The sequence below is a fragment of the Lactobacillus rizhaonensis genome (genome assembly GCF_036246345.1).
Classification (GTDB): Bacteria; Bacillota; Bacilli; order Lactobacillales; family Lactobacillaceae; genus Lactobacillus; species Lactobacillus rizhaonensis.
In genome coordinates this window covers 305,256-330,231 of sequence record NZ_BTTV01000001.1, presented here as the reverse complement: position 1 = coordinate 330,231, position 24,976 = coordinate 305,256, and the positions used below count along the sequence as shown (strand labels likewise).

Below are 24,976 nucleotides of genomic sequence, written 5' to 3'. Positions count from 1 at the left end.
ACTATTTTACCAAACTTTAGTCCGGTTAATCATCCTTTTGATTAAGTAAAAGACTAAAAATTAAGATAGTAATGCTGCTAAGAATTAAAGTAATAAGATTTAAGTATTTATTTTTCTGAAAGACTAAAATTAAACCCAAAATAGTTTCTAAAATTAAAATAATAGCTGTCCAAGACATTAGAGAACTAAAATTAGAAATATTTTTACTATTGTATATTAGGAAATGGCTGTGCCGATTATGCCATAAGTAAAATGCAGTCAATAGCAATACTGCAAGGTAAATTAGAATAACAATTTTAATAGCCATAAAATCTCCAAACAAAAAACGGTCCGCAGACCGCTTTCTAAATTTCTCAAGAAATCCGAGTCGTCGAAACATAGCAAAACAATGCTTGTTGAACCCGCAGTGTTCAAAAAATGAGATGTATCGCAACGAATATGGATCCTATCTTTGAAGATAGTTTTCCGATTCGAAAGTTATTTACTATCTCGCATGTCTTATGTTTGACCGGTCAACCTTATACAATTGAGCTAGTCGATCAACTCAGATCAACTATTATACTACTAAGCATCACAAGTTTTGTCAAGGCAGAAAAATGAAAGGATGCTTTTTCTTAGGCTAGCTTTTAAGCTACTGAATGAATTAATTTTATCACTATACTGATTACTTTGTGCAACATTAAAATAAAAGGGCTGATTTCAAAAAATCTTCGGCCATCATATACTAAAATATTCCCTATGGTTAACTAATTATTTTAGTCCCTTTTTTTGCAGTTCATGCAAAGTTTCGTATTGTTTTTTAAATCCTTTTTCTATTTTAGAATTTCCTTTAGGCTGAAAATATTGTGTGCCAATGAGTTTATCAGGTAAATACTGTTGTGGTACCCAGTCATTCACATATGAATGAGGATAAATGTAATCATTACCATGACCTAATTTTGCAGCACCACTATAATGTGCATCTTTTAAAGTAGGAGGTATATTGCCATAGTCCTTATTTTTTACATCAGCTAAAGCCTGATCAATAGCACTGATTGCACTATTGCTTTTAGGCGATAGTGCCAGTTCAATTACAGCGTTAGCTAAAGGTATCCGAGCTTCAGGGAAACCGAGTCTCTTTGCAGACTGAATAGCTATTTGAGCATGCTGAACGGCTGCAGGATTTGCAAGGCCAATGTCTTCATATGCAATTACACTCAAGCGCCTGCAAATTGCTATTAAATCACCAGACTCAATTAGTCGAGCTAGATAATGCAAGGCTGCATCTGTATCAGAGCCACGAATTGATTTTTGAAAAGCAGAAACCAGATCATAATGTCCATCGCCCTTAGCATCAAAGTTTTGATTACGTAGCTGGATAGAATTGGCCATTTCATCTTGATCAATGATTAATTCTGTTTCATCTTTTTTACCGGCAGCTATCATTTCTTGTTTCGTTGAGCGGACTGCAAGTTCGAGACCATTCAATGTTGACCGTAAGTCGCCGTTGCCATTTTGCACTAATAATTCCCTTGCGTTTGAAGTCAATTTAACGTTGTACTTACCCAAACCAAGTTCACAATTTTTAAGCGCCCGATCAATTGCTTTATTGACATCATCTTTTGCCAGAGGCTTTAATTCAAAAATCTGGCAGCGGGAACGAATAGCGGGGGAGATTGCTATATACGGATTCTCAGTTGTTGCACCGATTAAAATAATTTGACCGGATTCTAAAAGAGGTAATAAAAAGTCCTGCTTGGTTTTATCCAAGCGATGAATTTCGTCTAGGAGTAATATTACCGTGCCACTCAATTTTCCTTCCGCGGCTACTTGCTCCAGCTGTTTTTTGCTGTCTGTTGCAGCGTTAAGCTGGCGAAAAGCATATTTGGTGGAACCAGCTATGGCACAGGCAATACTTGTTTTACCTATTCCCGGGGGACCGTAAAGAATCATCGAGGATAACATTTTGGCTTCGACCATCCGGCGAATAATTTTTCCAGGGCCAATTAAATGATCCTGACCGACTACCTCATCTAATGTTTTTGGTCTCATTCTGTAAGCTAATGGTTTCATTTAATTGTCTCCATGAAAAAGCCGATGCCAAAAGCCAGCTTTTTTTTGATTGGTATTAGCAAGCTGAGCTTTAGACATCTCGGGTGGATACACTTGACTTATTTCAATGCGCATTTTGTTAATTGCATTTGCAGCTACGACTAAGATTGCAGAGTCATTCGGACCCGTTTTTGCTGTTTCATTGTTAACGATAGTAAAAGAAATCTCGTATTTGCCACAACTTGTTTCCACTTGGTCAACAAACTTATCGTGTAAATTGCCATTAATCAGGATATTGTAACCAATATAATCCTTAAAGTGGCGTAAAAATAGGTTGGCTAATTTAGGATCTTGCACTTCGGCATTGGTCATTCTGACTAAAACTCGTTCGCGAAGAGACCCTAAAAATCTTCTGCGCTCATCCGGTTTTGTTTGGGGTGTGATTCCTTGAGCAGCATTTGAAACTCTGGTATTTAAATCCTCTGTCATTGATTGGTACTCCCTTCGGGTAACAAAAACCCCTCTCCAAGAAGGAAAGGGGTTTTGTAAAAACATGGAAATTAAAGTAACTTGTTGTAGTATTCAACAACTAGAGCTTCATTAATTTCTGGTTCCATTTCATCACGTTCTGGAAGGCGAACAAGTGAACCTTCTACCTTGTTGTCATCGAATGAAACAAAGGATGGGCGGGATACAACTGCTTCAAGTGCATCCTTAACTTGTTGCAAGTTCTTTGACTTCTCCTTAAGACCAATGGTTTGACCAACCTTGACTTCATAGGAAGGAATGTCAACACGTTTGCCGTCAACAGTGATGTGACCGTGGTTAACTAATTGTCTAGCTTGCTCTCTAGTGGTAGCCAATCCTAAACGGTAAACAATACTGTCTAAACGGCATTCAAGCAAAACCATAAAGTTAGTACCGTGTTCACCTTCACGGATCTTACCAGCACGTTTGAACAAAGTTCTAAATTGACGTTCATTTAAACCGTACATCCAACGTAGCTTTTGCTTTTCATGTAATTGTTCACCATATTCTGATAAACGACCACGTGAATTAGGACCGTGTTGACCAGGGGCATAGTTTCTGCGACTAAGCTCCTTGCCAGTACCTGAAAGTGAAATTCCTAATCTTCTGGAACGTTTCCAACTTGGACCTGTATATCTTGACATAAAATCCTCCAATAAAATCTGATAACAGTTTTTGGAGTAAAATAATTACGTATAAGTTTAACATTCGTGCATCTTAATTTTCATTTTCGCCTATTGCAGCGTCGGTTACTCGTTCACTAAAACGTATTAAGATGTTGACGTTCTTGCCACTTATAGCTGCAAATATTTTACACGTTCTATATTATAGTTGTATTACCTTATTAAAGCAAGGAAAACATCAATTGCTTTAATGTTTAATAATTTAACTAAAAAAGATAAAAGCCCTGATATCAACTTGCTAATACTAGTATACTGCTTTTATTTAAAGAAACATTTATAAATATCTATTAGCACGATTTATTTAAATAATGAATTTTATTAACCTAAAAAAACTCTTGACCACAATAATGTAGAAGTTTGGTATAATTGGGGTAGTTTTGGAGGAAAATTATGTCACCAACTCAATCCATAGTTGTAATCATTGCAATTTTAATCATCATTATAATTATAGCCGTTATGTTAATAATCAATCGCCGCCAATTGAGGCAAATTCTTGAATTAGACGATTTGATTACCAAAATTGATAAAATGCATTTAGAAACAGATATTGTCAGTCTGGATAAAATGGATTTAGCCGGTGAAAGTTTGACTACATTAACTACCTGGCGTAAAAACTACGAGCAGGCATTGGCAAAAAAAATTCCTGCAGCGCAGAACTTTCTTGAACAGGCGGCTGAGCAAAATACACACTATCACTTACTTAAGGCTCATAAAAATATTAAACAAGCTCAAGAAATTATGGATCCAACATACAAAGATGCCAAGAATACTAAGGAAGTATTTACAGAATTACTTGAATCAAACCGTGAGAATCAAAAGAAGTATAATGACTTGTTTAATGGTTTTAAAGAAATGCGTAAAGACATTCTTGCAAATTCATATGATTATGGTGCTGCTCTGGATCAGATTGAAAATGAATTGACAAATATTGAAAATGACTTTTCGGAAGCCAAGAGTTTGACTGCTCAAGGAGATCAGGTTGAAGCAAAGCGTATTTTGTCAAAAATCAAAGCTGCTTTGACTAGCATTAGGTCTATTTTACCCGAAATCAGAAATGCCCGTCATCAACTTAATAAAGTTTTTCAAGATCAGTTGAGTGAACTATCTGATAGTTATAAGAAGATGATGTCTTCTAAATATTACATAACTCAGGTTGATGTTTTGGCTGAGATTAAAAAAATTAGAGGACAAGTAGTCGATGCAAATAGTTTGCTAAAAGAGCTTAAAGTTTCCGAGTTAAAAGAAAAAAATGCGGAAATCAAAAAAGAGATTTCTGCTCTTTATGAAATTTTAGCTAAAGAGTATAAAGCAAGACCATTTGTAGAAGAAAATCAAGATAAAATTCAGCGTCTTCTTGCTCACGAACAAGTGGAATCAAAAAAATTAGTAGCAAAATTGCGCCACATTGATGAGAGTTATGAGCTTACTCACAATGAACTTGCCACTAGTAGAAAGTTGGAACAGGAAGTTAGTGATATGGAGCGTCAATATACGGTCGATACCCAAAATGTTGCTGATGGGAAGGGAGTCTATTCCAAAATTAAGTCATCGTGGTTGAGCATGTTGGAAAGATTACGTGAAATTAGTGATGAACAAAAGAAAATGTCCCAAGACGTTGATGGTCTTTATGATTCTGAAAATGTAGCCAATGATTCGATCAACCGCTTTAAACAGGAAGTTTCTCTAGTTTATCGGCGTTTGGAACGCAAAAAGATCCCTGGTAATCCTGATACTTTTGTTCAAATGTATACTTTGGTTGTCAATGAGATAGGTCATGTAGCAAAAGAATTGAGTCAGGTAAGGCTAAACATGGAAAAGATTTCTCAGGAATTAATTCAAATTTCTGATGATGTTGAAAGGTTAAAACGTGAAGCAGATGATATCATCAATTCTGCAGATCTAGTTCAACTTACTTTGCAATACTCTAATAAATATTCCAATAATGGTTCTATTAAAAGCGCTCAGAAAAAGGCAATGCAACTTTATGAACAGGATTATAACTATAAAGATGCTCTGGACACCATTGCAACAGCTATTGAAAAAGTTGAGCCGGGTTCATATCAACGCTTAGAAAACTTGTACTATTCTGATAAGAAAAATAGCTGATAGAAATCATAATTCCTCGGAAAATATTTAGCTTTAAAATTTTAAAAACAATTTTAAAGCTTTTTTAGTGCTCACGAATAAATAATTGAAGCTGACAAGAATTTAAGTTACAATTTATAAGTTAATAGCTGACCATGTAGTGTTTTTGGAGAGGAGAAATTACGTGATATACTTTGACAATAGCGCCACGACCAAGATTGATCCTGCTGTTTTAGCCACATATGGTAAAGTAGCTCAAACCATTTGGGGCAATCCATCCAGTTTACATAAACTGGGAGACCGTGCATTTCAACTTTTAGAGAGTTCACGTAAGCAAATTGCCAATCTTTTAGGCACAAAACAGGATGAAATTTTCTTTACCTCTGGTGGAACCGAGTCAAACAACTGGGCAATAAAAGGAACTGCTTTTCAAAAACGGGAATTTGGCAAGCATCTCATTACCTCAAGTGTTGAACATGCTTCTGTTGCCAATGCTTTTAACGCTTTAGAGTATATTGGTTTTCGTGTAACCCATTTACCCGTTGATAAAGAAGGGCGTGTTAGCGTAAACGATTTACGTAATGCTTTAGATTCTGATACAACTTTGGTTTCAATAATGGGCGTTAATAATGAAATTGGTGCTATTCAGCCAATCGATGAAATTAGTGATTTATTAACTAACTATCCAACCGTAAGTTTTCATGTAGATAATGTGCAAGCATTAGGTAAAAATATTTGGCATCGTGTTTTTACTCCTCGTGTTGATTTTTCTAGTCTGTCAGCACATAAATTTCATGCACCACGAGGTACCGGAATCCTTTATAAAAAGGAGGGCAAGATGCTTGATCCCTTGCATGATGGTGGCGGTCAAGAAAAGGGTTTGCGTTCAGGTACTGAAAATCTGCCGGCAATAGCGGGGATGGCTAAAGCAGTGCGCTTGCTTTTAGAAAATGAACGGGAAAGTGCTCAACGTGAGGCTGCTATTAAAGCCAAAATAGTGAAGTATCTACAAGATAAACCAGGAATCACAATATTTTCACCATTGAATGATAACTTTGCCCCTCATATTTTATGTTTTGCCCTTGAAGGTATTAGAGGAGAGACTCTTGTTCATACACTTGAAGAGTATGATATTTATACTTCAACTACTTCGGCCTGTTCTTCTACTAAGACTGATCAAGCAAGCACATTAGTTGCAATGCATGTTGATGATAAAATAGCGACTAGTGCGATTCGTCTTAGTTTTGATGAAACTAATACTCTTGCTGAAGCAGATGAATTTATTAAAGTCTTTGATAAAATTTACCATCATTTTGCCAGAATTAATCATTTAGGAGAATAATTTTTTATGAAATATACTGAAATAATGGTACGTTACGGTGAGCTGTCAACCAAAGGAAAGAATCGTAAAGATTTCATTGGTCGCTTAGCTGGTAATGTGACTAAAGTATTACGCGATTTTCCGCAAGTCGAAATACACCCGCGCCATGACCGCATGCATATAGTTTTAAATGATGCACCTTTTGAAGAAGTTGATAAACGTTTAAAAAGGGTTTTTGGTATCCAAACTTATTCACCGACTATCAAAGTTGAAAAAACTTTGGCAAAAATTGAAGAAACTGCTCTAGCTTTAATGAAAGAAACCTTTAAAAAGGGAATGACTTTTAAAGTCAACACTAAACGCAGTGATCATCAATTTTTATACGATACCAATGAGTTGAATAAAATGGTGGGTGATTATCTCTTTGATAATATGGAAAATTTAAAGGTAGAAATGAAACACCCTGAAATTGTCCTTAGAATCGAAGTACGCAAAGACGCTGTATACGTTTCCAATCAATTGCTTCACGGTGCAGGTGGAATGCCAGTTGGCACTGGTGGTAGGGCTGTTATGATGTTATCTGGCGGAATTGATTCACCAGTAGCCTCATATTTGGCTCTAAAGCGTGGTGTCGATATTGAAATGGTCCATTTTTATAGTCCACCTTATACTACTGAAAAAGCTCTGAATAAAGCTAAAGAGTTAACTGGTATCTTGGCTAATTATGCAGGCAAGATCAATTTTATTGCGGTGCCATTTGCAGAAATTCAGGAAACCATTAAAGAAAAAATTCCTGAAGGCTATTTAATGACTGTGCAAAGAAGATTCATGTTGCAGTTAGCAGATAAAATTAGAGCTAAAAGAAGAGGTCTAGCTATTTTTAACGGTGAATCCGTTGGCCAGGTGGCTTCGCAAACTTTGGAATCAATGGCCGCAATTAATGATGTGACGACCACTCCTGTTGTCAGACCGGTTGCTACTATGGACAAAACTGAAATCATTAATTTGGCTGAAAAAATTGGTACTTTTGATTTATCTATCCAGCCATTTGAAGATTGCTGTACAATTTTTGCCCCTCCTCGTCCCAAAACTAAACCAAAAATCGATAAAGCAAGAGAATTTGAAAATCGTCTAGATGTTGAAGGACTAATTGACCGTGCTTTAGCTGGTATACAAGTAACTTCAATTTACCCTAATGATAAGTTTTTAGCAGATAAAGCAGAAGAAGATGCTGCACTACTATAAAAAACGTGTTATAATACGCCCAAAGCAATAATTGAGAGGTATTAACCTTATAGATAGAGAAAGGCTGATGATGGTGAAAGGCCGAATGAAGGTTAATTGGTAGCTCAATTGGACTGATTGGCTGAACTAACAGTAGGCTGATCCGGCAAATTCGCCGTTATCATTTTTAAGAGAGGCAGAATTTATTCTGCTTAACTTTAGGTGGTACCGCGGTTAATCACATCGTCCTAGACATTTTGTCTAGGACTTTTTTATTGGGAGGAGAACTATGACAGATTTAGCACCAAAATATGACCCACGCGAGGTTGAACAGGGTAGATATCAAAAGTGGCTTGATCAAGATTTATTTAAGCCATCTGGAGATAAAAAAGCACATCCGTATGCAATTGTTATTCCGCCGCCAAATGTTACTGGTAAGCTTCATTTGGGTCATGCTTGGGATACAGCAATTCAGGATACATTAATTAGATTTAAAAGAATGCAGGGTTATGATACTTTGTATCTTCCGGGAATGGATCATGCCGGAATTGCAACTCAGGCTAAAGTTGAGGCTAAATTACGCAAACAGGGTAAAGACCGTCATGAAATGGGGCGTGAAGCTTTTGTTAAACAAGTTTGGGACTGGAAAGATGAATACGCTGCTATTATCAAGAGCCAGTGGGCAAAATTGGGTTTGTCACTAGATTATTCACGTGAAAGATTTACATTAGATAAGGGTTTGTCTAAAGCTGTTCGCCGCGTCTTTGTCCAACTTTACAAAGAAGGATTAATTTATCGTGGTGAATACATTATCAATTGGGATCCAGAGCTGCAAACAGCTCTAAGTGATATCGAGGTTATTCACCAAGACGATAAGGGCGCTTTTTATCATATTAAATATCCGTTTGCTGACGGTTCCGGGTTTGTTGAAATTGCAACTACACGTCCTGAAACCATGTTCGGTGATACTGCTGTTGCCGTGGCACCAGGGGATGAACGATATAAAGATCTTGTAGGCAAAGAATTAGTTTTACCGCTAGTGGGACGCCATATTCCAATTATTGAAGATCAACACGTTGATCCTGAATTTGGTACAGGTTTAGTAAAGATTACACCTGCTCATGACCCTAACGACTTTTTAGTCGGCAATCGTCATAACTTAAAACGGATTAACGTCATGAACGACGATGGCACTATGAACGAAAATGCCGGTAAGTATGAAGGGATGGATCGTTTTGAGTGCCGTGAAGCATTAGTTAAGGACCTGAAGGAACAGGGCTATCTGATTAAAGTTAAGCCGATTGTGCACTCAGTTGGACACTCAGAGCGTTCTGGCGTTCAAGTTGAACCTCGTCTTTCCACTCAATGGTTTGTTAAGATGAAACCACTTGCTGAAAAAGTTTTAGAAAATCAAAAAACTGCGGGTAAGGTTAATTTTGTACCAAAAAGATTTGAACAAACTTTAGATCACTGGATGGAAGATGTTCATGACTGGGTAATCTCACGCCAATTATGGTGGGGACACCGCATTCCTGCTTGGTACAATAAAAAGACCGGTGAAATGTATGTTGGCGAAGATGCCCCCAAGGACATTGAAAACTGGAAACAAGATCCAGATGTATTAGATACTTGGTTCTCCAGTGCTTTATGGCCATTCTCAACTTTAGGCTGGCCTGATGAAAATTCCGCTGATTTTAAACGCTACTTCCCAACTAATGTCTTGGTCACCGGTTATGATATTATCTTTTTCTGGGTTTCACGGATGATTTTCCAGAGTTTGCATTTTACACATAAAAGACCATTTAATGATGTGGTACTTCATGGCTTAATCCGTGATGAACAGGGACGCAAAATGAGTAAATCATTGGGTAATGGTGTAGATCCAATGGATGTCATTGATCAGTATGGTGCTGATGCTTTACGCTGGTTCTTGCTTAACGGTACTGCTCCAGGACAAGATACCCGTTATAACCCTAAACAATTGGCGTCTGCTTGGAACTTCATTAATAAGATTTGGAATGCTGCCAGATTTGTCATTATGAATTTACCTGAAGATGCACAAGCTGCTCATATGCTTGATACCAGCAAGTTTGATCTGTCAGACAGTTGGATTTTTGACCGTTTAAATCATACTGTTAGCGAAGTGATTCGTTTATTTGATAATTACCAATTTGGTGAAGCAGGGCGCGAACTATACAACTTTATCTGGAATGATTTTTGTGATTGGTACATCGAAATGGCTAAAGTTGCATTAAATGGTAGCAATGAAGAACTGAAAGCTAAAAAACAAGATAATTTAGTTTGGATTCTTGATCAGATATTACGTTTGCTTCATCCAATTATGCCATTTGTGACAGAAAAATTATGGTTGTCTATGCCCCATGATGGTGAGTCAATTATGGTAGCCAAATATCCTGAAGCCCATGCTGAATTTGAAAATGCACAAGCTCGTCATGACATGGCTTTCTTAATCGAAATTATTAAAGCTGTACGTAACATTCGGATGGAAGTAAATGCTCCGTTGTCTTCTTCGATTGACATTATGATTCAATTAGAAGATGCTAAGAATGAAAGAATTTTAACTGATAATGAAGATTACGTTAAGAACTTTTTGCATCCAAAGGAATTAACCATTTCAACTCAAATTGCTGCACCAAAACTTGCTAAAACTGCTGTGATTTCTGGAGCTCAGATCTTTGTGCCGTTAGCTGATTTGGTTAATATTGCAGATGAAATTAAGCGCATGACTAAAGAAGAAAAAGATTTGCAGGCTGAAGTTGAACGATCAACTAAGAAACTAAATAATCAAGGCTTTGTCGCACATGCGCCTGAAGCTGTGATAAATAAAGAAAAAGCGAAAAAAGCTGATTACGAAAATCAACTTCAAAGCGTTCATGAAAGAATTCAAGAATTAAAGAAGAGTGAATAACGTGACTTTTACCAATGCTCAAGATGTGATTAAATATTTATATTCACTTCCTAAATTACATGAAAAAGCAGATTTAACATATATTAAGACAATTTTGGCTATGTTAGGTAATCCGCAAGATCAGATAAAAACAATCCATGTTACGGGCACGAATGGTAAAGGTTCAACTTCTTACTATTTAAGTAATTTGTTACAAAAGGCTGGTCAAAGGACTGGCCTTTTTGTTTCGCCCTATGTTTTTGAATTTAACGAGCGGATTCAGCTGAATGGTCAAAATATCAGTAACCAAAATTTGATTGGAGTAGCTAATAAAATAGAGTCGGTTTTGAAAAGAATTCGTAAAACCAAACCTACTTTTTCATTAGTGACGTTTGAATATGAAGTAGTATTGGCCTTTCTTTATTTTGCCCAGGAAAAATGTGACTATGCTGTGATAGAAGTTGGCATAGGTGGTGAGCATGACAAAACTAATGTCATTACACCGGAAGTCAGCGTGATTACTACAGTTGGACTAGATCATGAGCAAGTTATTGGACCAACTCTAGCAGATATTGCCCGTGAAAAAAGTGGAATAATAAAGGAAAATCGGCCAGTTGTTTTAGGTAATATTCCAAAAGAAGTATTACCTATTATTCAGCAAAAGGCTCAAAAAGAAAATGCTCTGGTTAAAAAACTTGGTTCTGACTTTAGTATTTTACTTCAAGAAAATTTGGAGTATCAAGATCAATTCCAAAACCTTTCTTTTTTACCCAGGCCACTAGTTGAGGGCTATGATATTGCTATTGCTGTTCAAGCCTTTAACTTATTAAATCTTTCACTTTCTGCTTCAGAGATAGAAGATGCAATAAACCAAACAACTGTACCTGGACGTTATCAAATCTTGCAAAATAATCCTTTAATTGTCCTTGATGGTGCACACAATATTCAGGCAATGCAAAACCTGTTAAATTTTGCTCATTTTAAGCAGGAGAAAAAGCAAGGCAAAATTAGAGTATTGATTATGATGATGAAAGACAAGGATATTGAGCAGGTTTTTAAACTGTTTAAAGCGGCAGATGAAGTTCACTTAACTACAATTGATTATCCGCGTGCTGCTAAAAAAGAAGACTATCCGCTTTGGATTCAAAAAAGGTATCAGTATCACGCTGACTGGCGAACTTCTTATCAAGATTTAAAGCAGAAGAGTCAAACAAATGATATACTGCTAGTAACAGGATCATTTTACTTAGTTGGAGATATTTTACAAATGGAGATAAAAAATGCGCGTTCAAGGCATTGAGGAAAATATCACAGGCATTTTGTTTGATATGGATGGCTTGCTGGTTAATTCCGAGAATTTGTACTGGGAAGCCAATATTCAAGCTGCTAAGGAGGCAAATCTTAATACGCCCGATGATATCTATCTCAAATTAGTTGGCTCGACAACAACTGATATGAATGGTTTTTACCTGCAATACTTTAAGAATAAAGAACAACGTGACAAATTTATTAAACGTACTGATGAACTAGTATGGCAGTGGACCGAACAAGGTAAATTAAAGTTAAGACCAGGAGTACAAAAAGCTCTTGATCAGTTTCAGGCTGCCGGATTGCCTATGGCTGTGGTAACTAGCAATTCGGAAAATGTGGTGGAGCATAATTTGTGGGCCACAGGTACGCGTAACTATTTTCAATTTCACTTAAATTATGACGATGTAAAAAATAATAAGGTCAAGCCTAAGCCTGCACCAGATATTTATCTTTTGGCAGCTCAAAAATTACATATTGCTAAAAATAATATTTTAGCGTTCGAAGATTCTTCTCCTGGATTGCTAGCTGCTGTTAAAGCCGGCTTAAAATGTGTAATGGTGCCGGATTTAATTCCAGCTACTGTCGAAGATCATCAGAATGCGGTTCTTGTTTGTCAAGACTTCTTTGAATTTTTACAAAAAGTTAGTTAGTTTTGGCGTATATAAATAGTGAAAGGAATGATTTTATGGAATTAATAAGGTCTCATCACTATTTAATTAAAACCGACTGGGAAATGCTGAACAGTTTTTTTGGAGAACTGAAAGAACATGGGATTGAAAACTTTGATGAACTTCTTGTTAAGTTGGAAGAATTAAAAATAAGAAATGCCAATGATCTGCTTAAATATATTTCTGGTGGTCAATGCTGTGACAGCTTAGCACTTTTGAGCGAAGGATTGCTCGAAAGAATGCGCTCAGCAGTATCAGACCGGGAACTTATTATGACTTCAAGCGATGAAGTAGGTACTTATTTATTAGATAAATTTGCAGGACATAAACAAGAAGAACTATGGGCTATCTACATAGATAATAGTAATCATATAATTGCTGAAAAGAAGTTGTTTCAAGGTACTTTGGATAAGTCAATTGCGCATCCTCGGGAGATTTTCCGTTGGGCAGTTATTTATGCCTGTGCCGGCTTTTTTGTGGTGCATAATCATCCAAGCGGTAATTTGTTACCTTCAAAAAGTGATATTGAACTCACTGAGATGCTTCATGAGGCAGCAAAACTATTTCGGATTGAATTTCTTGATCATTTCATTGTGGGCAAAGGAAATTACTTTAGTTTCTGTGAACGGCAATTATTTTAAATTCATCTTAAAGTTACGTTCCATTTTCTTTTTTAAGTTGCACTTTATGCTATAATTATTCAAGATTTAGAGACTGCAATAATAAGGAGAGATTTACGTGTTTGGATTAGGAGCAAAAAATATTGGCATTGACTTAGGAACTGCCAATACTCTTGTTTATATGGAAGGTAAAGGGATTGTTTTAAGAGAGCCTTCTGTGGTGGCAAAAAACACCCATACAGGCAAGGTAATTGCTGTAGGGTCAGAAGCAAGAGAAATGATTGGCAGAACACCAGAAAGTATAGTGGCTATTAGGCCAATGAAAGATGGTGTAATTGCTGATTACGATACAACTGCCTCAATGCTTAAGTATTTTATCGAAAAGACTGTTGGCAATTCCAAACCTTCAGCTATGATTTGTGTACCTTCTGGTGTAACTGAGGTTGAAAAGCGTGCAGTGATTGATGCTGCTCGTGTAGCTGGAGCACGTGAAGCTTTCGTAATAGAAGAACCTTTTGCAGCTGCTATTGGGGCAGGATTGCCAGTAATGGATCCCACTGGCTCAATGGTTGTAGATATTGGTGGTGGTACTACCGATGTTGCCACTATTTCTTTAGGTGGAATAGTTTCTTCTACCTCAATTCGCCAAGCCGGAGATAAATTCAATACGGCAATTGTGAATTATGTTCATTCTAACTTTAATCTGCTAATTGGTGAGAGAACTGCTGAAGATATCAAAATTCAGATTGGTTCTGCTTCAGTTGAAAAGGCTGAAGATATTGAAGCGGTCAATATTCGTGGTCGTGATTTAGTTACTGGTTTACCAAAATCAGTTGATGTAAAAGCAGTCGATGTTGCTCATGCTATTCAAGATGTTGTTCAGGACATTATCGTTGCAATTAAGGAAACACTTGAACAGACCTCTCCTGAAATAGCAGCAGACGTCATTGACCACGGCATTGTATTGACGGGCGGTGGAGCTTTACTTAAAAACTTACCTGAGATTATTTCCGAAGCTACTAAAGTGCCAGTATTTATAGCCCAAGATCCACTAGATTGTGTTGCAGTTGGTACAGGTGAGTCTCTGAAAAATATTGAAGTAATGCGCAAAAATCGCAGATAATACTAAAAGTCGGCTGTTTTCGCCGGCTTTTCTTTAGGGACTGTTTCCAAATGAAGAAATTTCTACAAAACAAAAAATTATTATCGGCATGTATAGCAGTTATTTTGGCTTTTACTATTATAGGAGGCAGTGTCAGCTTACGTAATAGACGTGATACTCCTCTGATTATCCAGAGTTTTGGCAATGATGTGGTTGCAGTGGGATCAAGAATAATTGATTTTCCACTTAGTTTTGTTTCTGGCAGTTTAAATAATGTTCACGATTTGTTAAATACTCAAGATGAAAATAATTACCTAAAGAGCAAAGTTACTGACTTGGAACAAACCAAAACTCGTAATTCTAGCTTGGAAGCTGAAAATCAGCAACTAAAATCAGCACTAAAAGTAAAAAATACGCTTACTGACTATAATATTATTCAAGCATCTGTCATTTCTCGTTCACCGGACAGTTGGACAGACCTGTTAGTTATTAATAAGGGAACTACATCTGGCTTGCGTAAAAATATGGCGGTAATGTCCGGTGGTGGTATTATTGGTCGCCTAATAGAGGTCAATGCCGCTACTGCAAAAGTTGAATTAATAACAACAAGTGATAAATCAGCTAATCGTTTCGCGGTTGAAGCACAAGCCGTAAACGGAAAGAAAGTTCATGGAATTATTACGGTAATAGGTAACAAGACACTAGCATTTACTCAGGCGGTCGACAGTGAAAAACTAAAGCGTGGTGCAAAAATTTACACTAGCGGTTTAGGTGGTAATTCACCCAAAGGATTATTGGTGGGAACGATTTCTACCACAACCCATGATACATTTGGTTTATCTGATTTAATTAAAATTAATCCAGCAGGTGAATTAAATGACCCCTCTGTAGTGTCAGTTATTAAAAGGAAAGTGAACGACTAATGAAGTCTCTGCGAAAATTTAGTCTTGTTTTAGCTTTATATATTGCTTTAGCTATCAGTGGCAGTTTGTCTTTATTCTTTCACCGGTTTTTTTTAATTGGTAATGCTACAAACTTATTGGTACCCGTTAGCATGATGTTAATAGCACTTTTTGATGACACTAATCATAAAGAGATTTGGTTAGCTTTTGGTACTGGTATAGTAAGCGATATTTATTTTTTTGGTATTATTGGTGTTTATACTATTAGTTTACCTATAATTTGCTGGCTGTTGCAAAAAACTGCCAGATTTTTGCCAGAAGTTTTCTGGGCACGAATCTTAGCGGTTTTAACCGCTTCAATTCTGATTGAGGGCTATACTTGGCTTATTATGAATATAACAGGTCTGACTATTATTAGTTCAATGAAATTGGTAAAAAGTATTTTGCCAACCTTATGTTGGGCATTTATTTTCGCTTCCGTTACTTATAAATTATGGTGGAATTTAGCTGTTAACTATCCCTTTATGGTAAATTTAGATAATTATCAACAATAAAAAACGTGAGACAATGATCTCACGCTTTTTTATTCAAAAAAGCCAAAGCTGGATAATGCACCAACAACTTGCATTATTACAGCAACTAAAGTTATTATTGCCATTAGCCAGGCCATGGCAATTGTTAGCTTTTGAAATTTAGATCTCTTTTTCTTATGTCTTCTCGTCATTGATAGACCTCCCTGTTTGAACAATATTTTATGCTACTTAAAAGTTTTTTTCAATTAGAGAGTAAGATAAAATAGAGATTAGATAATAGAGGATATAGCCAATGTTTTTAATTTTTTTGATACCTATTGTTGGTCTTGCTTTAGCTTTTCTTATTAATAAGATGTTTCCCAAGGCTCAATTTCGCGGATATGATTTGTTACCATTCTTTTTTATATATGCATGTCACCTGATTACTCTAAATCAGAAAAGGCCTGAGTTTTTACCATATGGTTTTTTTGTCTTCTTCATTTTAGTTATAATAATTGCTATAACTGAGGCAATTAAAAATAAGAACTTGTCCATAAGTAAAACTTTCCGCAAAATATGGGACTATTTAACTGTTAATACTATTTTTTGGTATTTAGGATTATTATTTATGATGATATAGTCAAACTTTTTGAGTAAAAAATTTGTTTTTTTAGTTAAACGCAAACCTGTAATGGTTTGCGTTTTTTACTTTTCGGATAATAAAAAAGAAATGTTAAACTTTATAACTAAAAAGTGGTAGGAAGTGGTGAATTGTGGTAAATTAATTAGTGGAAGGGGGCAATGCTATGTTCATGGGTGAATATCATCACAATCTCGACAGTAAAGGGCGTTTAATTATACCCGCTCGTTTGCGTAGTCAGATTGGAGAAAAAATGATATTTACTCGTGGAATGGAAGGCTGTATTTTTGGCTATACCACAGAAGCATGGCAAGAAATTGAAGCCAAGCTAGCCCACCTTCCTTTGACTAAGAGAAATGCACGTAGTTTTACGCGTTTATTTTACTCTGGTGCAATGGAATGCGAATTTGATAAGCAAGGACGTGTGAATCTGACCACAACGTTGAAGAAGCACGCTTGCCTTGTTAAAGAATGTGTCATTATAGGAGTTTCTGACCGAATTGAGATTTGGTCAAAGGAGCGTTGGGAAAGCTTTAGTGATGAAGCCAACGAGAACTATGATGATATCGCAGAAAATTTAGATGATTTGGAACTATAAACATGGAATTCAAACACACCAGTGTACTCTTACACCAAACAATCGAAAATTTAAAACCCAAAGACGGTGGTCTTTATGTAGACGCAACTTTTGGCGGCGGCGGTCATACAAAATATTTACTGAGCAAACTTGCTAGTGGTACCGTGATTGGTTTTGATCAGGATGAATATGCAATAAATTCGGCTAAGTTAAACTTTGCCGATTTACTTAAATCTGAGGCTGACCCTAAATTACAATTAGTACACGACAACTTTAGTCATTTAAAAATTAACTTGGTTAAGCTGGGTTATCAAAATGGCATTGACGGTATCTATTATGATTTGGGCGTTTCCTCCCCACAATTTGATCAGGCAAAAAGAGGTTTTTCTTACCGCTTCGATGCTAGATTGGATATGAGAATGGATCAGGATCAAAGCCTCGATGCGTATCAATTAGTTAATGATTCAAGTCAAAAGGAATTGGCTAATATTTTGTATAAATTTGGTGGAGAAAAGTATTCTCGCCAGATTGCTCATAAAATTGTCCTCAAAAGACAAAAAAAGCCAATTGCGACAACCTTTGAACTGGTTGACATTATTAAGGAAGCAATTCCTGCGTTTGCAAGAAGGACTGGAGGGCATCCAGCAAAAAAGACTTTTCAGGCTTTGCGTGTTGCTGTAAACCACGAGCTTGATGCTTTAAGTACATCACTTGAGGAAGCGATCAAACTACTCAAACCGGGCGGTCGCATTAGTGTAATTACTTTTCAGTCTGATGAAGACAAAATTGTAAAGAATATTTTTAAAAAATACTCTGACGTTGAGGTACCTAGGGGAATGCCTGCTATTCCCGATGACTTGAAGCCAACGCTTCGATTAGTAAATCGTAAGCCCATTGTTGCTTCGGCTGAAGAGCTTAAAAATAACAATCGCTCACACAGTGCCAAGTTACGGGTTGCAGAAAAATTGTAAAGAGGAAAAACAATGGCTGATAATTTAGCAAGAAAAATAGAGTTTAATCCTAATGAGCAAAGAGATCCAGAGAAGAGACAACGTCAAGTTCTCAATCATCACAACGTTGCTTGGACCGGCTTCGAAAAGTCCTTGCTTATATTGGGAACTATGATCACAATTGGCTTAATGACAATGCTCGTTTCTTCTAGTATTTCTGCTACTTCAGCTCAACATGAACTTACTAGTTTGCAGCGCTCGGTTGCAAAAGAGCAAAGTCAAGTTGGAGATTTGCATCAAGAATTAGGTGAGTTGACCTCAAGCTCAAGAATGAATAAAATTGCTCGCAGCAAGGGGTTGGCTTTGAATGAAAAAAATATTAGGACCATACGCTAATGAATAAACACATTAGTAAAAAAAATAACTTAAATTCCAAAGCCCACGGATACCGTTTTACAGTCGGGAGATTTCTCGAGGTAGCTGTTGCTTTGGTTTTTCTTGTATTTATAGGCAGATTTTTATATCTTGGAATCTCAAAAACCGTTAATGGGCAAAATTTAACTGCTAAGACCGAGCAATTGTATATGCGTAACCAAGTGTTAAAGGCCAATCGGGGAAATATTTATGATCGTAACGGGTTAGCTGTAGCACAGGACTCCCATTTGTATACAATTTATGCCATTCTAGATAAATCTTCCATTAATTATAAAAATAAGCCTGAATATGTTCTTAACAAAAGTAAAACTGCTGAAAAGTTAGCACAAGTTTTACCTCTTAAAGCAAATAAAATTTTAAAGTATCTTAATCCTTCGCAGCCAGTTTTTCAGGTACAATTTGGTACTGCAGGTTCTAATTTGACAAAAAAGCAAAAAGACCGAATTGAAAAAATGAATTTGCCAGGAATTAAATTTTTTGAAACTCAGTCACGGTTATACCCAAATGGTAATTTTGCATCACACATAATTGGTATGGCTACACCAGTTTATGATAAAAAAACAAGGCAACAAAATTTAGAGGGTACCATGGGACTGGAAGCTTGGTATGACGACGTTCTTACTGGAAAAAACGGCTATCAGGTTTCAGCTGTTGATGCCTCAAATTTCCAGACTCCCAATAGTACCCATACTTATAAAGCCCCAGTAGATGGTAATAATATATATTTAACTATTGACTCGCAGCTGCAGGAATGCCTTGAAAGCAGATTGTCTTATGTTCAGGATACCTTTAATCCTATTTCTATGACAGCCGTAGTTGAAGATATGAAGACGGGAAAAGTGTTAGCTGCTTCACAAAGACCAAGTTTCAACCCGCAGACCAAAAAGGGTCTGAAAAATTCTTATCGCAATATTTTGGTGCAAGATACATATGAACCCGGATCGGTTTTTAAGGTGTTGACATTGTCATCTGCTGTCAATAGTGGAAACTATCATCCAAATCAATATTATAATTCAGGATCAGTTTCTGTGAATGGTTCAGTAATTCACGATTGGAAGCCGCATGGCTGGGGAAGCATACCTTTTTCACAAGCATTTCCACGTTCGAGCAATACCGGATTTGTTCATATTGAACAACAAATGGGTGCTAAGACTTGGAAAAAGTATTTAAAAAAATTCCACATTGGTCAGAAAACTGGCGTAACGCTTCCAGGTGAACAACCAGGATTGATCGCGTTTAATTCACCCATTGATCAAGCTGTCACTAGTTTTGGTCAGGGCGTTGATGTGAACGTCATGCAAATGATGCAAGCTTTTAGCAGCTTGGCGAATAATGGTCAAATGGTAAAACCCCAATTCGTTGAAAAAATTACCGATGCAGATGATCACATAATAACGGGTTACCAAATAAAAAAAGTTGGCAGACCAGTTTATACTAAAGAAACAGCAAATATAGTTCTTGGAAACATGCGACAAGTTTTAAATAAAAGAATTGGTACCGGAGCTGCATACCGGATGAAAAATCAAAGTATTGCTGTTAAAACGGGAACAGCTCAAATTGCCAATCTTAAAGGTGGTGGCTATCTTAAGGGGAACAATAATTACATCTTTTCTGTAGTTGGTGTTACACCAGCTAAGCATCCACGTTATTGCATTTACATCACTGTAAAGCAACCCCAAAGAATGAGTAAACCGGCTGAAGTAATTCTTTCTTCAATTTTTAAACCTGTGATGAATAGAATAATTCTTATGTCGAAAAATGGTTTAAGCAGTTCAACTATGATTAAAATACCGGACCTAACGGGATTAAGTTATAAGGAAGCTGAAGCAATTGCTCAACGGGTTGGTTTCAGACTTGTCAGAATTGGTTCAGGTGATAAAATAACCAAGCAGTCTTATCAGGTAGGTCAAAAAAAGCAGTCTGGTAAATTAATGCTCGTGCGGACTGTCGGCATTATAAAATGTCCTGCTATGAAAGGCTGGACAAATGATGAGCTGCAGCAGTTTGCAGATTTGACCGGGGCTAAATTAAGCATTAAAGGTACAGGCGTAGTATCAAAGCAAAGTGTAACTGCTGGTGAAACTGTCAAATCTGGGACAAAAATAAAAATACAATTAAAGGAGTAGCATTTTATGCTGATTATTAGCATTATTGCATTGGTAAGTTCGTTGGCGTTAACTGGGATTATTTTACCCTGGATGATTATTTTCATGAGGTCACATCATGAAGGACAGGAAATTCGTGATGAAGGTCCTAAATGGCATGAAAAAAAGTCTGGTACACCTACAATGGGTGGTGTGGTTTTTGTTTTAGCAGCCACAGTTTCTACAATTTGGGTTTGTGCATGGCAACACGAAGTCACAAAAATGATGTGGATTTTATTAATCAGTTTGCTAGGCTACGGTATTATAGGCTTCTTAGATGATAGTATAAAATTGTTTTATAAACGAAACTTGGGTCTTCGTGCATGGCAAAAATTTTCTTTACAAATTTTAGTTGCTGTTTTGATTATTATTATAGCTGCAACGGACCATTTTCAATTTAAACTTTTCATACCGTTTTTTGGTGTAATTGACAGTGTTGTTTTATTCACGATTTTTGTAATTTTCTGGTTGGTAGGTTATTCCAATGCGGTTAATCTGTCAGACGGTTTAGATGGTCTGGCAACTGGTTTGTCAATTATTGCTTATGCCACTTACTCTTATATTGCACTTAAGCAAAAAAACTTTGCCGTTTTAATTTTTTGTATGAGTGTCATAGGTGGTTTAATTTCATTTTTTATTTTTAATCATAAGCCTGCTAAAATTTTTATGGGTGATGCTGGGTCTCTAGCTTTAGGAGGAGGACTGGCTGCTGTCAGTATCTTTTTAAATAGGCCCTGGTCACTTTTGTTAGTGGGAATTGTATTTGTATGTGAAACAGCAAGCGTGATATTGCAGGTTATCTCTTTTCAAACAACTGGTAAACGGATTTTCAAGATGACGCCAATACATCATCATTTTGAAATGCTGGGTTACTCTGAATGGAAAGTAGACATTATTTTCTGGATTGTTGGCTTACTAGGAAGTATCTTGTATTTAGTAATATGGGGATAAAATAGTTCAATGAGGCAAGTTAAGACTTATCAAGGTAAAAATATTTTAGTTTTAGGCCTCGGCAAAAGTGGTTTTGCAGTAAGTAAATTACTGCTTGAACTTGGTGCAAAGCTAACTTTAAACGACAAGGCTGATTTAAGTAAAAATCAAAAAGCACAGGAATTGGAAAAACTGGGCGTGCGAATAATAGGGGGCACGCATCCAGTAGAATTATTACACCAAGAATCTTTTGCTTATTTAGTAAAAAATCCGGGGATTCCTTATGAAAACCCTATGGTGCAAGAAGCAAGAAAATTAAATTTGCCAATTATTACTGAACCTGAAATTGCATTGAGTGTTAGTGAAGCTCCGTATATTTGTGTTACGGGCTCAAATGGTAAAACTACTACGGTAATGTTAACACAGAAAATTCTGGAGCATCATCTGGCTAAGAATGGCCATCATGCATATGCAGTTGGTAATATTGGTGTTCCAATTTCTGAAGTGGTGAAAAAAGCTACCAAGGATGATATTTTGGTTTGCGAAACTTCCAGTTTTCAACTGCTTGGCGTAACAGATATTGATCCTAAAGTAGCTGCAATTATTGATATTTATCACAATGTCCATTTAGATTATCACAAGACTTTTGCTAATTATGTTAATGCCAAACTAAACGTTACCAGAACGCAAACTTCAGATCATTATTTTTTAGCTAACTTAGATCAAAAAAATATTTTTGAAGAAGAAAAGAAAGTTACTAAAGCAAAACTAATAACATTTTCCGAAAATGATCGAACTGCCGACTATTTTATTGCTGATGGCTATTTACAGAATCAGCATGAAAAAATCATTAAGACTGCCGACATGAAATTACCAGGTATCCATAACCAGCAGAATGCGTTAGTTGCCAGCGCAATTGCACAAATTATGGGAGCAGATATCCACGATATCCAGGCAGTATTAAGTACTTTTACCGGGGCAAAGCATCGCTTGCAATATGTTATGACCTTGGAAGGCCGCAAGATATATAATGACTCCAAATCTACAAATATAGAGGCGGCTTCAGTTGCTATTCCATCTTTCGAAGATCCTGAAGTTTGGATCGCTGGTGGGTTAGATCGCGGTTTTACTTTTGATTCCTTAGTCCCACTTTTAAAAAGACATGTTAAAGCCGTGGTTTTATATGGTGAAACCCGTTATTTACTGGCTGATGCAGCTCGTAAAGCTGGCATTAAAAACATTGTCATTGAAAATACTTTACAGGAAGCAGTACCAAGAGCATATGAATTAACAAATCCTGGTGATGTATTGTTATTTTCACCAGCTTGTGCGTCATGGGATCAATTTCGAACCTTTGAAGAACGTGGAGACTATTTTGTTAATTTTATAAAGGATTTGAAGACTAAATAAAATGAGAATAATATTTACAGGTGGAGGAACTGGTGGCCATATTTATCCTATTATGGCAATTATTGAACGATTAAAAGAGCGCAATTTGGCGACAAATGATGAAATACTGTTTGTCGGTACAAAAAATGGCCTCGAAGCTAAAATAGTTCCAGCAGCAGGAGTAAATTTTAAAACAATTGAGATGCGCGGTTTTTCTCGTAAACATATAATGAGTAATTTTGCTACAATTAGTTTGTTTCTTAAGGCCACGAAAAAAGCTCAAAAAATTATTAATGATTTTAAGCCTGATATCGTGATGGGAACTGGCGGCTATGTCAGTGGTGCCGTAGTGTATGAAGCAGCAAAAATGAAGATTCCGACTTTGATTCATGAATCTAATTCAGTAGTTGGCGTTGCTAACAAGTTCTTAGGACACTATGTGAACAAAATTTGTTATACGTTTGATGATGCTGCCAAGCAATTTTCGGAAAAGAAAAAGTTGGTAAAAACTGGAAATCCACGTTCTCAACAAGTACTAAATCTGTCATCAACAAAGATTGATTTGCAAAGTAAATGGGGTCTTAATCCCCAAATACCTACTGTATTGGTTTTTGGTGGTTCTCGTGGTGCTTTGGCTATCAACCGGATTATGTTGAAATCACTGACTCGTCTTGAAACAAAGCCATATCAGGTCATTTGGGTAACAGGAACTTATTATTATCAAAAAATTGCAGAAAAACTAACTAATGTTAATTATGGGAAAAGTATTAAAATTTTACCTTATGTTAAGGATATGCCAGCACTCTTGCCAAAAATGATTTGTGTAGTTTCGCGTTCAGGAGCCACTAGTATTGCTGAATTTACTGCTTTAGGAGTCCCAGCTATTTTGATCCCTAGTCCAAATGTTACTAATAATCACCAAATGAAAAATGCTCTTGATCTTGAAAAAGCCGGCGCAGCGACAGTGATTGCGGAAAGTGAACTCAATATTAATAACTTTATTTCTTCAATCGATCATATCGTGTTGGATCGTAAGTACTATAAGGAAATGAGTAAGGCATCAAAAAAACTAGGAGTTTCTGATGCTTCTGATGAAGTAATCAAAGTAATGCAAGATTTAGCTAAATAAAAAGAAGGTGAGGCAGTTGACAAAAAAACGAGTAACTAGAATTGACCCTAAAGAAAAGCTGTCACCATACTTAAGTCATCAATCAAGTAAGAAAAAGAAAAATTTCAGAACTAATACAAAAATCTCTGCCTCTCTTTCTAAATTACATAATGAACGTAAATCTGCACTATTAAAGAGATTGGGACTTATAATAGGTGTTTCAGTAATAGCACTTTTGGGGCTTGGCTATTATATTTCTCCACTGGCAAATGTTCAAAGTATTCAAATTAACGGGGAAAATGATTTACCAGTAAAAGAAGTTGTAAAAGCAACAGATATTAAAGCTAGTGATAAAGTAGTCGATTATCTTTTTAATAAAAATGGCATATCCCGTAAACTATCTGCAAAATACTCAGAAATAAAAAACATCAAAGTTCAAGTTAAAGATTTTAATCATTTAATAATTGAAATTGATGAATATCCCACAAAAGGCTACATTAAGACTTCTAAAGGATATCGTAAAATACTTACACAGGGAAAATTGGGGTCTCAGTTTATTCCTTGGTCAAAAGTGTATCCAGATAAACCAGTTTTTGTAGGCTACAATCATGAAGTATCTCTCAGAAAAATTCTTCATTTATTCAATAGTTTACCGCCTGATTTTCAGGATCAAATTAAATTATTAAGTGGTAATACCCGAAGAAAATCACAAGTGATTTTTCTAATGAAAAACGGTAATGTAGTTATTGGCAACGTTTCAACCCTAAAAAGCAAAATAAAGTACTATAATAAAATAAAAACTAAAGTGGGAAAAAATACGCTGATTGATTTGGAAGTAGGGGCGTTTAGCAGGCCGCTTACACCAAATGAAAAGCGTGCTTACGGTTTAATATAAACTGATTTTAAAC

General features: G+C 36.3%; 24 protein-coding genes. 19 read left to right on the top strand and 5 right to left on the bottom strand.

Going from position 1 to position 24,976, the window contains the following annotated elements; genetic code table 11:
- Positions 1–25 precede the first annotated feature (25 nt).
- From AAA915_RS01585 to rpsD, 4 genes are all read right to left on the bottom strand, one after another.
- Positions 26–307: a hypothetical protein gene (locus tag AAA915_RS01585; protein WP_338199284.1), complete on the bottom strand. Its 282-nt coding sequence runs from the start codon at positions 305–307 to the stop codon at positions 26–28.
- Between the two features lie 443 nt (positions 308–750).
- Positions 751–2,052 carry a replication-associated recombination protein A gene (locus tag AAA915_RS01580; RefSeq protein ID WP_338199282.1) on the bottom strand — a complete coding sequence of 434 codons (1,302 nt, stop codon included), beginning with the start codon at positions 2,050–2,052 and terminating at the stop codon, positions 751–753.
- On the bottom strand, positions 2,053–2,520 hold the full coding sequence (locus AAA915_RS01575) for a YueI family protein (RefSeq protein WP_338199280.1): 468 nt from the start codon (positions 2,518–2,520) through the stop codon (positions 2,053–2,055).
- A gap of 71 nt (positions 2,521–2,591) precedes the next feature.
- A complete protein-coding gene (rpsD, locus tag AAA915_RS01570) occupies positions 2,592–3,203 on the bottom strand; it encodes a 30S ribosomal protein S4 (protein ID WP_046324725.1) in 612 nt (203 codons plus the stop codon).
- A 429-nt stretch (positions 3,204–3,632) separates the two neighbouring features.
- Here rpsD and ezrA point away from each other — a divergent pair, with 429 nt between their 5' ends.
- The 10 genes from ezrA (at position 3,633) to mreD (ending at position 15,937) form a co-directional block, all read left to right on the top strand.
- A complete protein-coding gene (gene ezrA / locus AAA915_RS01565) occupies positions 3,633–5,348 on the top strand; it encodes a septation ring formation regulator EzrA (RefSeq protein WP_338199277.1) in 1,716 nt (571 codons plus the stop codon).
- Positions 5,349–5,511: 163 nt separating this feature from the next.
- Positions 5,512–6,669, top strand: coding sequence for a cysteine desulfurase family protein (locus AAA915_RS01560; RefSeq protein WP_338199275.1), 1,158 nt, complete (start codon positions 5,512–5,514; stop codon positions 6,667–6,669).
- Positions 6,670–6,675: 6 nt separating this feature from the next.
- Positions 6,676–7,893 (top strand): tRNA uracil 4-sulfurtransferase ThiI, encoded by a 1,218-nt coding sequence (gene thiI / locus AAA915_RS01555; RefSeq protein ID WP_338199273.1) that lies wholly within the window; start codon positions 6,676–6,678, stop codon positions 7,891–7,893.
- A 268-nt stretch (positions 7,894–8,161) separates the two neighbouring features.
- Positions 8,162–10,801: a valine--tRNA ligase gene (locus AAA915_RS01550; protein WP_338199271.1), complete on the top strand. Its 2,640-nt coding sequence runs from the start codon at positions 8,162–8,164 to the stop codon at positions 10,799–10,801.
- Position 10,802: 1 nt separating this feature from the next.
- Positions 10,803–12,080 carry a bifunctional folylpolyglutamate synthase/dihydrofolate synthase gene (locus AAA915_RS01545; protein ID WP_338207469.1) on the top strand — a complete coding sequence of 426 codons (1,278 nt, stop codon included), beginning with the start codon at positions 10,803–10,805 and terminating at the stop codon, positions 12,078–12,080.
- Positions 12,061–12,741: an HAD family hydrolase gene (locus AAA915_RS01540; RefSeq protein WP_338199267.1), complete on the top strand. Its 681-nt coding sequence runs from the start codon at positions 12,061–12,063 to the stop codon at positions 12,739–12,741. Before AAA915_RS01545 ends, AAA915_RS01540 begins: the two co-directional genes overlap by 20 nt.
- A gap of 35 nt (positions 12,742–12,776) precedes the next feature.
- Complete coding sequence (locus AAA915_RS01535) at positions 12,777–13,400, top strand: JAB domain-containing protein (RefSeq protein WP_338199265.1); 624 nt, start codon at positions 12,777–12,779, stop codon at positions 13,398–13,400.
- A 97-nt stretch (positions 13,401–13,497) separates the two neighbouring features.
- Positions 13,498–14,502 (top strand): rod shape-determining protein, encoded by a 1,005-nt coding sequence (locus AAA915_RS01530; protein ID WP_110446011.1) that lies wholly within the window; start codon positions 13,498–13,500, stop codon positions 14,500–14,502.
- A 50-nt stretch (positions 14,503–14,552) separates the two neighbouring features.
- Positions 14,553–15,404, top strand: coding sequence for a rod shape-determining protein MreC (mreC, locus tag AAA915_RS01525; RefSeq protein WP_338199262.1), 852 nt, complete (start codon positions 14,553–14,555; stop codon positions 15,402–15,404).
- Positions 15,404–15,937: a rod shape-determining protein MreD gene (gene mreD, locus AAA915_RS01520; protein WP_338199260.1), complete on the top strand. Its 534-nt coding sequence runs from the start codon at positions 15,404–15,406 to the stop codon at positions 15,935–15,937. The genes mreC and mreD overlap by 1 nt, the downstream gene beginning before the upstream one ends.
- A 29-nt stretch (positions 15,938–15,966) precedes the next feature.
- On the opposite strand, the gene AAA915_RS01515 is transcribed toward mreD, so the two are convergent.
- Entirely contained in the window at positions 15,967–16,107 is a 141-nt protein-coding gene (locus tag AAA915_RS01515) for a DUF4044 domain-containing protein (RefSeq protein WP_338199258.1), read from the bottom strand.
- Between the two features lie 101 nt (positions 16,108–16,208).
- Here AAA915_RS01515 and AAA915_RS01510 point away from each other — a divergent pair, with 101 nt between their 5' ends.
- The 9 genes from AAA915_RS01510 to AAA915_RS01470 all read left to right on the top strand — a co-directional run bounded on the left by AAA915_RS01510 (position 16,209) and on the right by AAA915_RS01470 (position 24,963).
- A complete protein-coding gene (locus AAA915_RS01510) occupies positions 16,209–16,535 on the top strand; it encodes a DUF3397 domain-containing protein (protein ID WP_338199256.1) in 327 nt (108 codons plus the stop codon).
- A 166-nt stretch (positions 16,536–16,701) separates the two neighbouring features.
- On the top strand, positions 16,702–17,133 hold the full coding sequence (gene mraZ, locus AAA915_RS01505; protein ID WP_294603631.1) for a division/cell wall cluster transcriptional repressor MraZ: 432 nt from the start codon (positions 16,702–16,704) through the stop codon (positions 17,131–17,133).
- A gap of 2 nt (positions 17,134–17,135) precedes the next feature.
- Complete coding sequence (gene rsmH, locus AAA915_RS01500) at positions 17,136–18,083, top strand: 16S rRNA (cytosine(1402)-N(4))-methyltransferase RsmH (RefSeq protein WP_338199253.1); 948 nt, start codon at positions 17,136–17,138, stop codon at positions 18,081–18,083.
- A 12-nt stretch (positions 18,084–18,095) separates the two neighbouring features.
- Complete coding sequence (gene ftsL, locus AAA915_RS01495) at positions 18,096–18,458, top strand: cell division protein FtsL (protein WP_046324739.1); 363 nt, start codon at positions 18,096–18,098, stop codon at positions 18,456–18,458.
- An 11-nt stretch (positions 18,459–18,469) separates the two neighbouring features.
- Positions 18,470–20,623, top strand: coding sequence for a penicillin-binding transpeptidase domain-containing protein (locus tag AAA915_RS01490; protein WP_420915101.1), 2,154 nt, complete (start codon positions 18,470–18,472; stop codon positions 20,621–20,623).
- Positions 20,624–20,629: 6 nt separating this feature from the next.
- Positions 20,630–21,592, top strand: a complete 963-nt coding sequence (mraY, locus tag AAA915_RS01485; protein WP_294603624.1) for a phospho-N-acetylmuramoyl-pentapeptide-transferase — start codon at positions 20,630–20,632, stop codon at positions 21,590–21,592.
- Between the two features lie 9 nt (positions 21,593–21,601).
- Entirely contained in the window at positions 21,602–22,981 is a 1,380-nt protein-coding gene (gene murD, locus AAA915_RS01480; RefSeq protein WP_338199247.1) for a UDP-N-acetylmuramoyl-L-alanine--D-glutamate ligase, read from the top strand.
- A 1-nt stretch (position 22,982) separates the two neighbouring features.
- Complete coding sequence (gene murG, locus AAA915_RS01475; protein WP_338199245.1) at positions 22,983–24,089, top strand: undecaprenyldiphospho-muramoylpentapeptide beta-N-acetylglucosaminyltransferase; 1,107 nt, start codon at positions 22,983–22,985, stop codon at positions 24,087–24,089.
- Positions 24,090–24,105: 16 nt separating this feature from the next.
- The gene (locus tag AAA915_RS01470; protein ID WP_338199243.1) at positions 24,106–24,963 is read left to right on the top strand and encodes a cell division protein FtsQ/DivIB; all 858 of its coding nucleotides are present in this window, start codon (positions 24,106–24,108) and stop codon (positions 24,961–24,963) included.
- Positions 24,964–24,976: the final 13 nt, after the last annotated feature.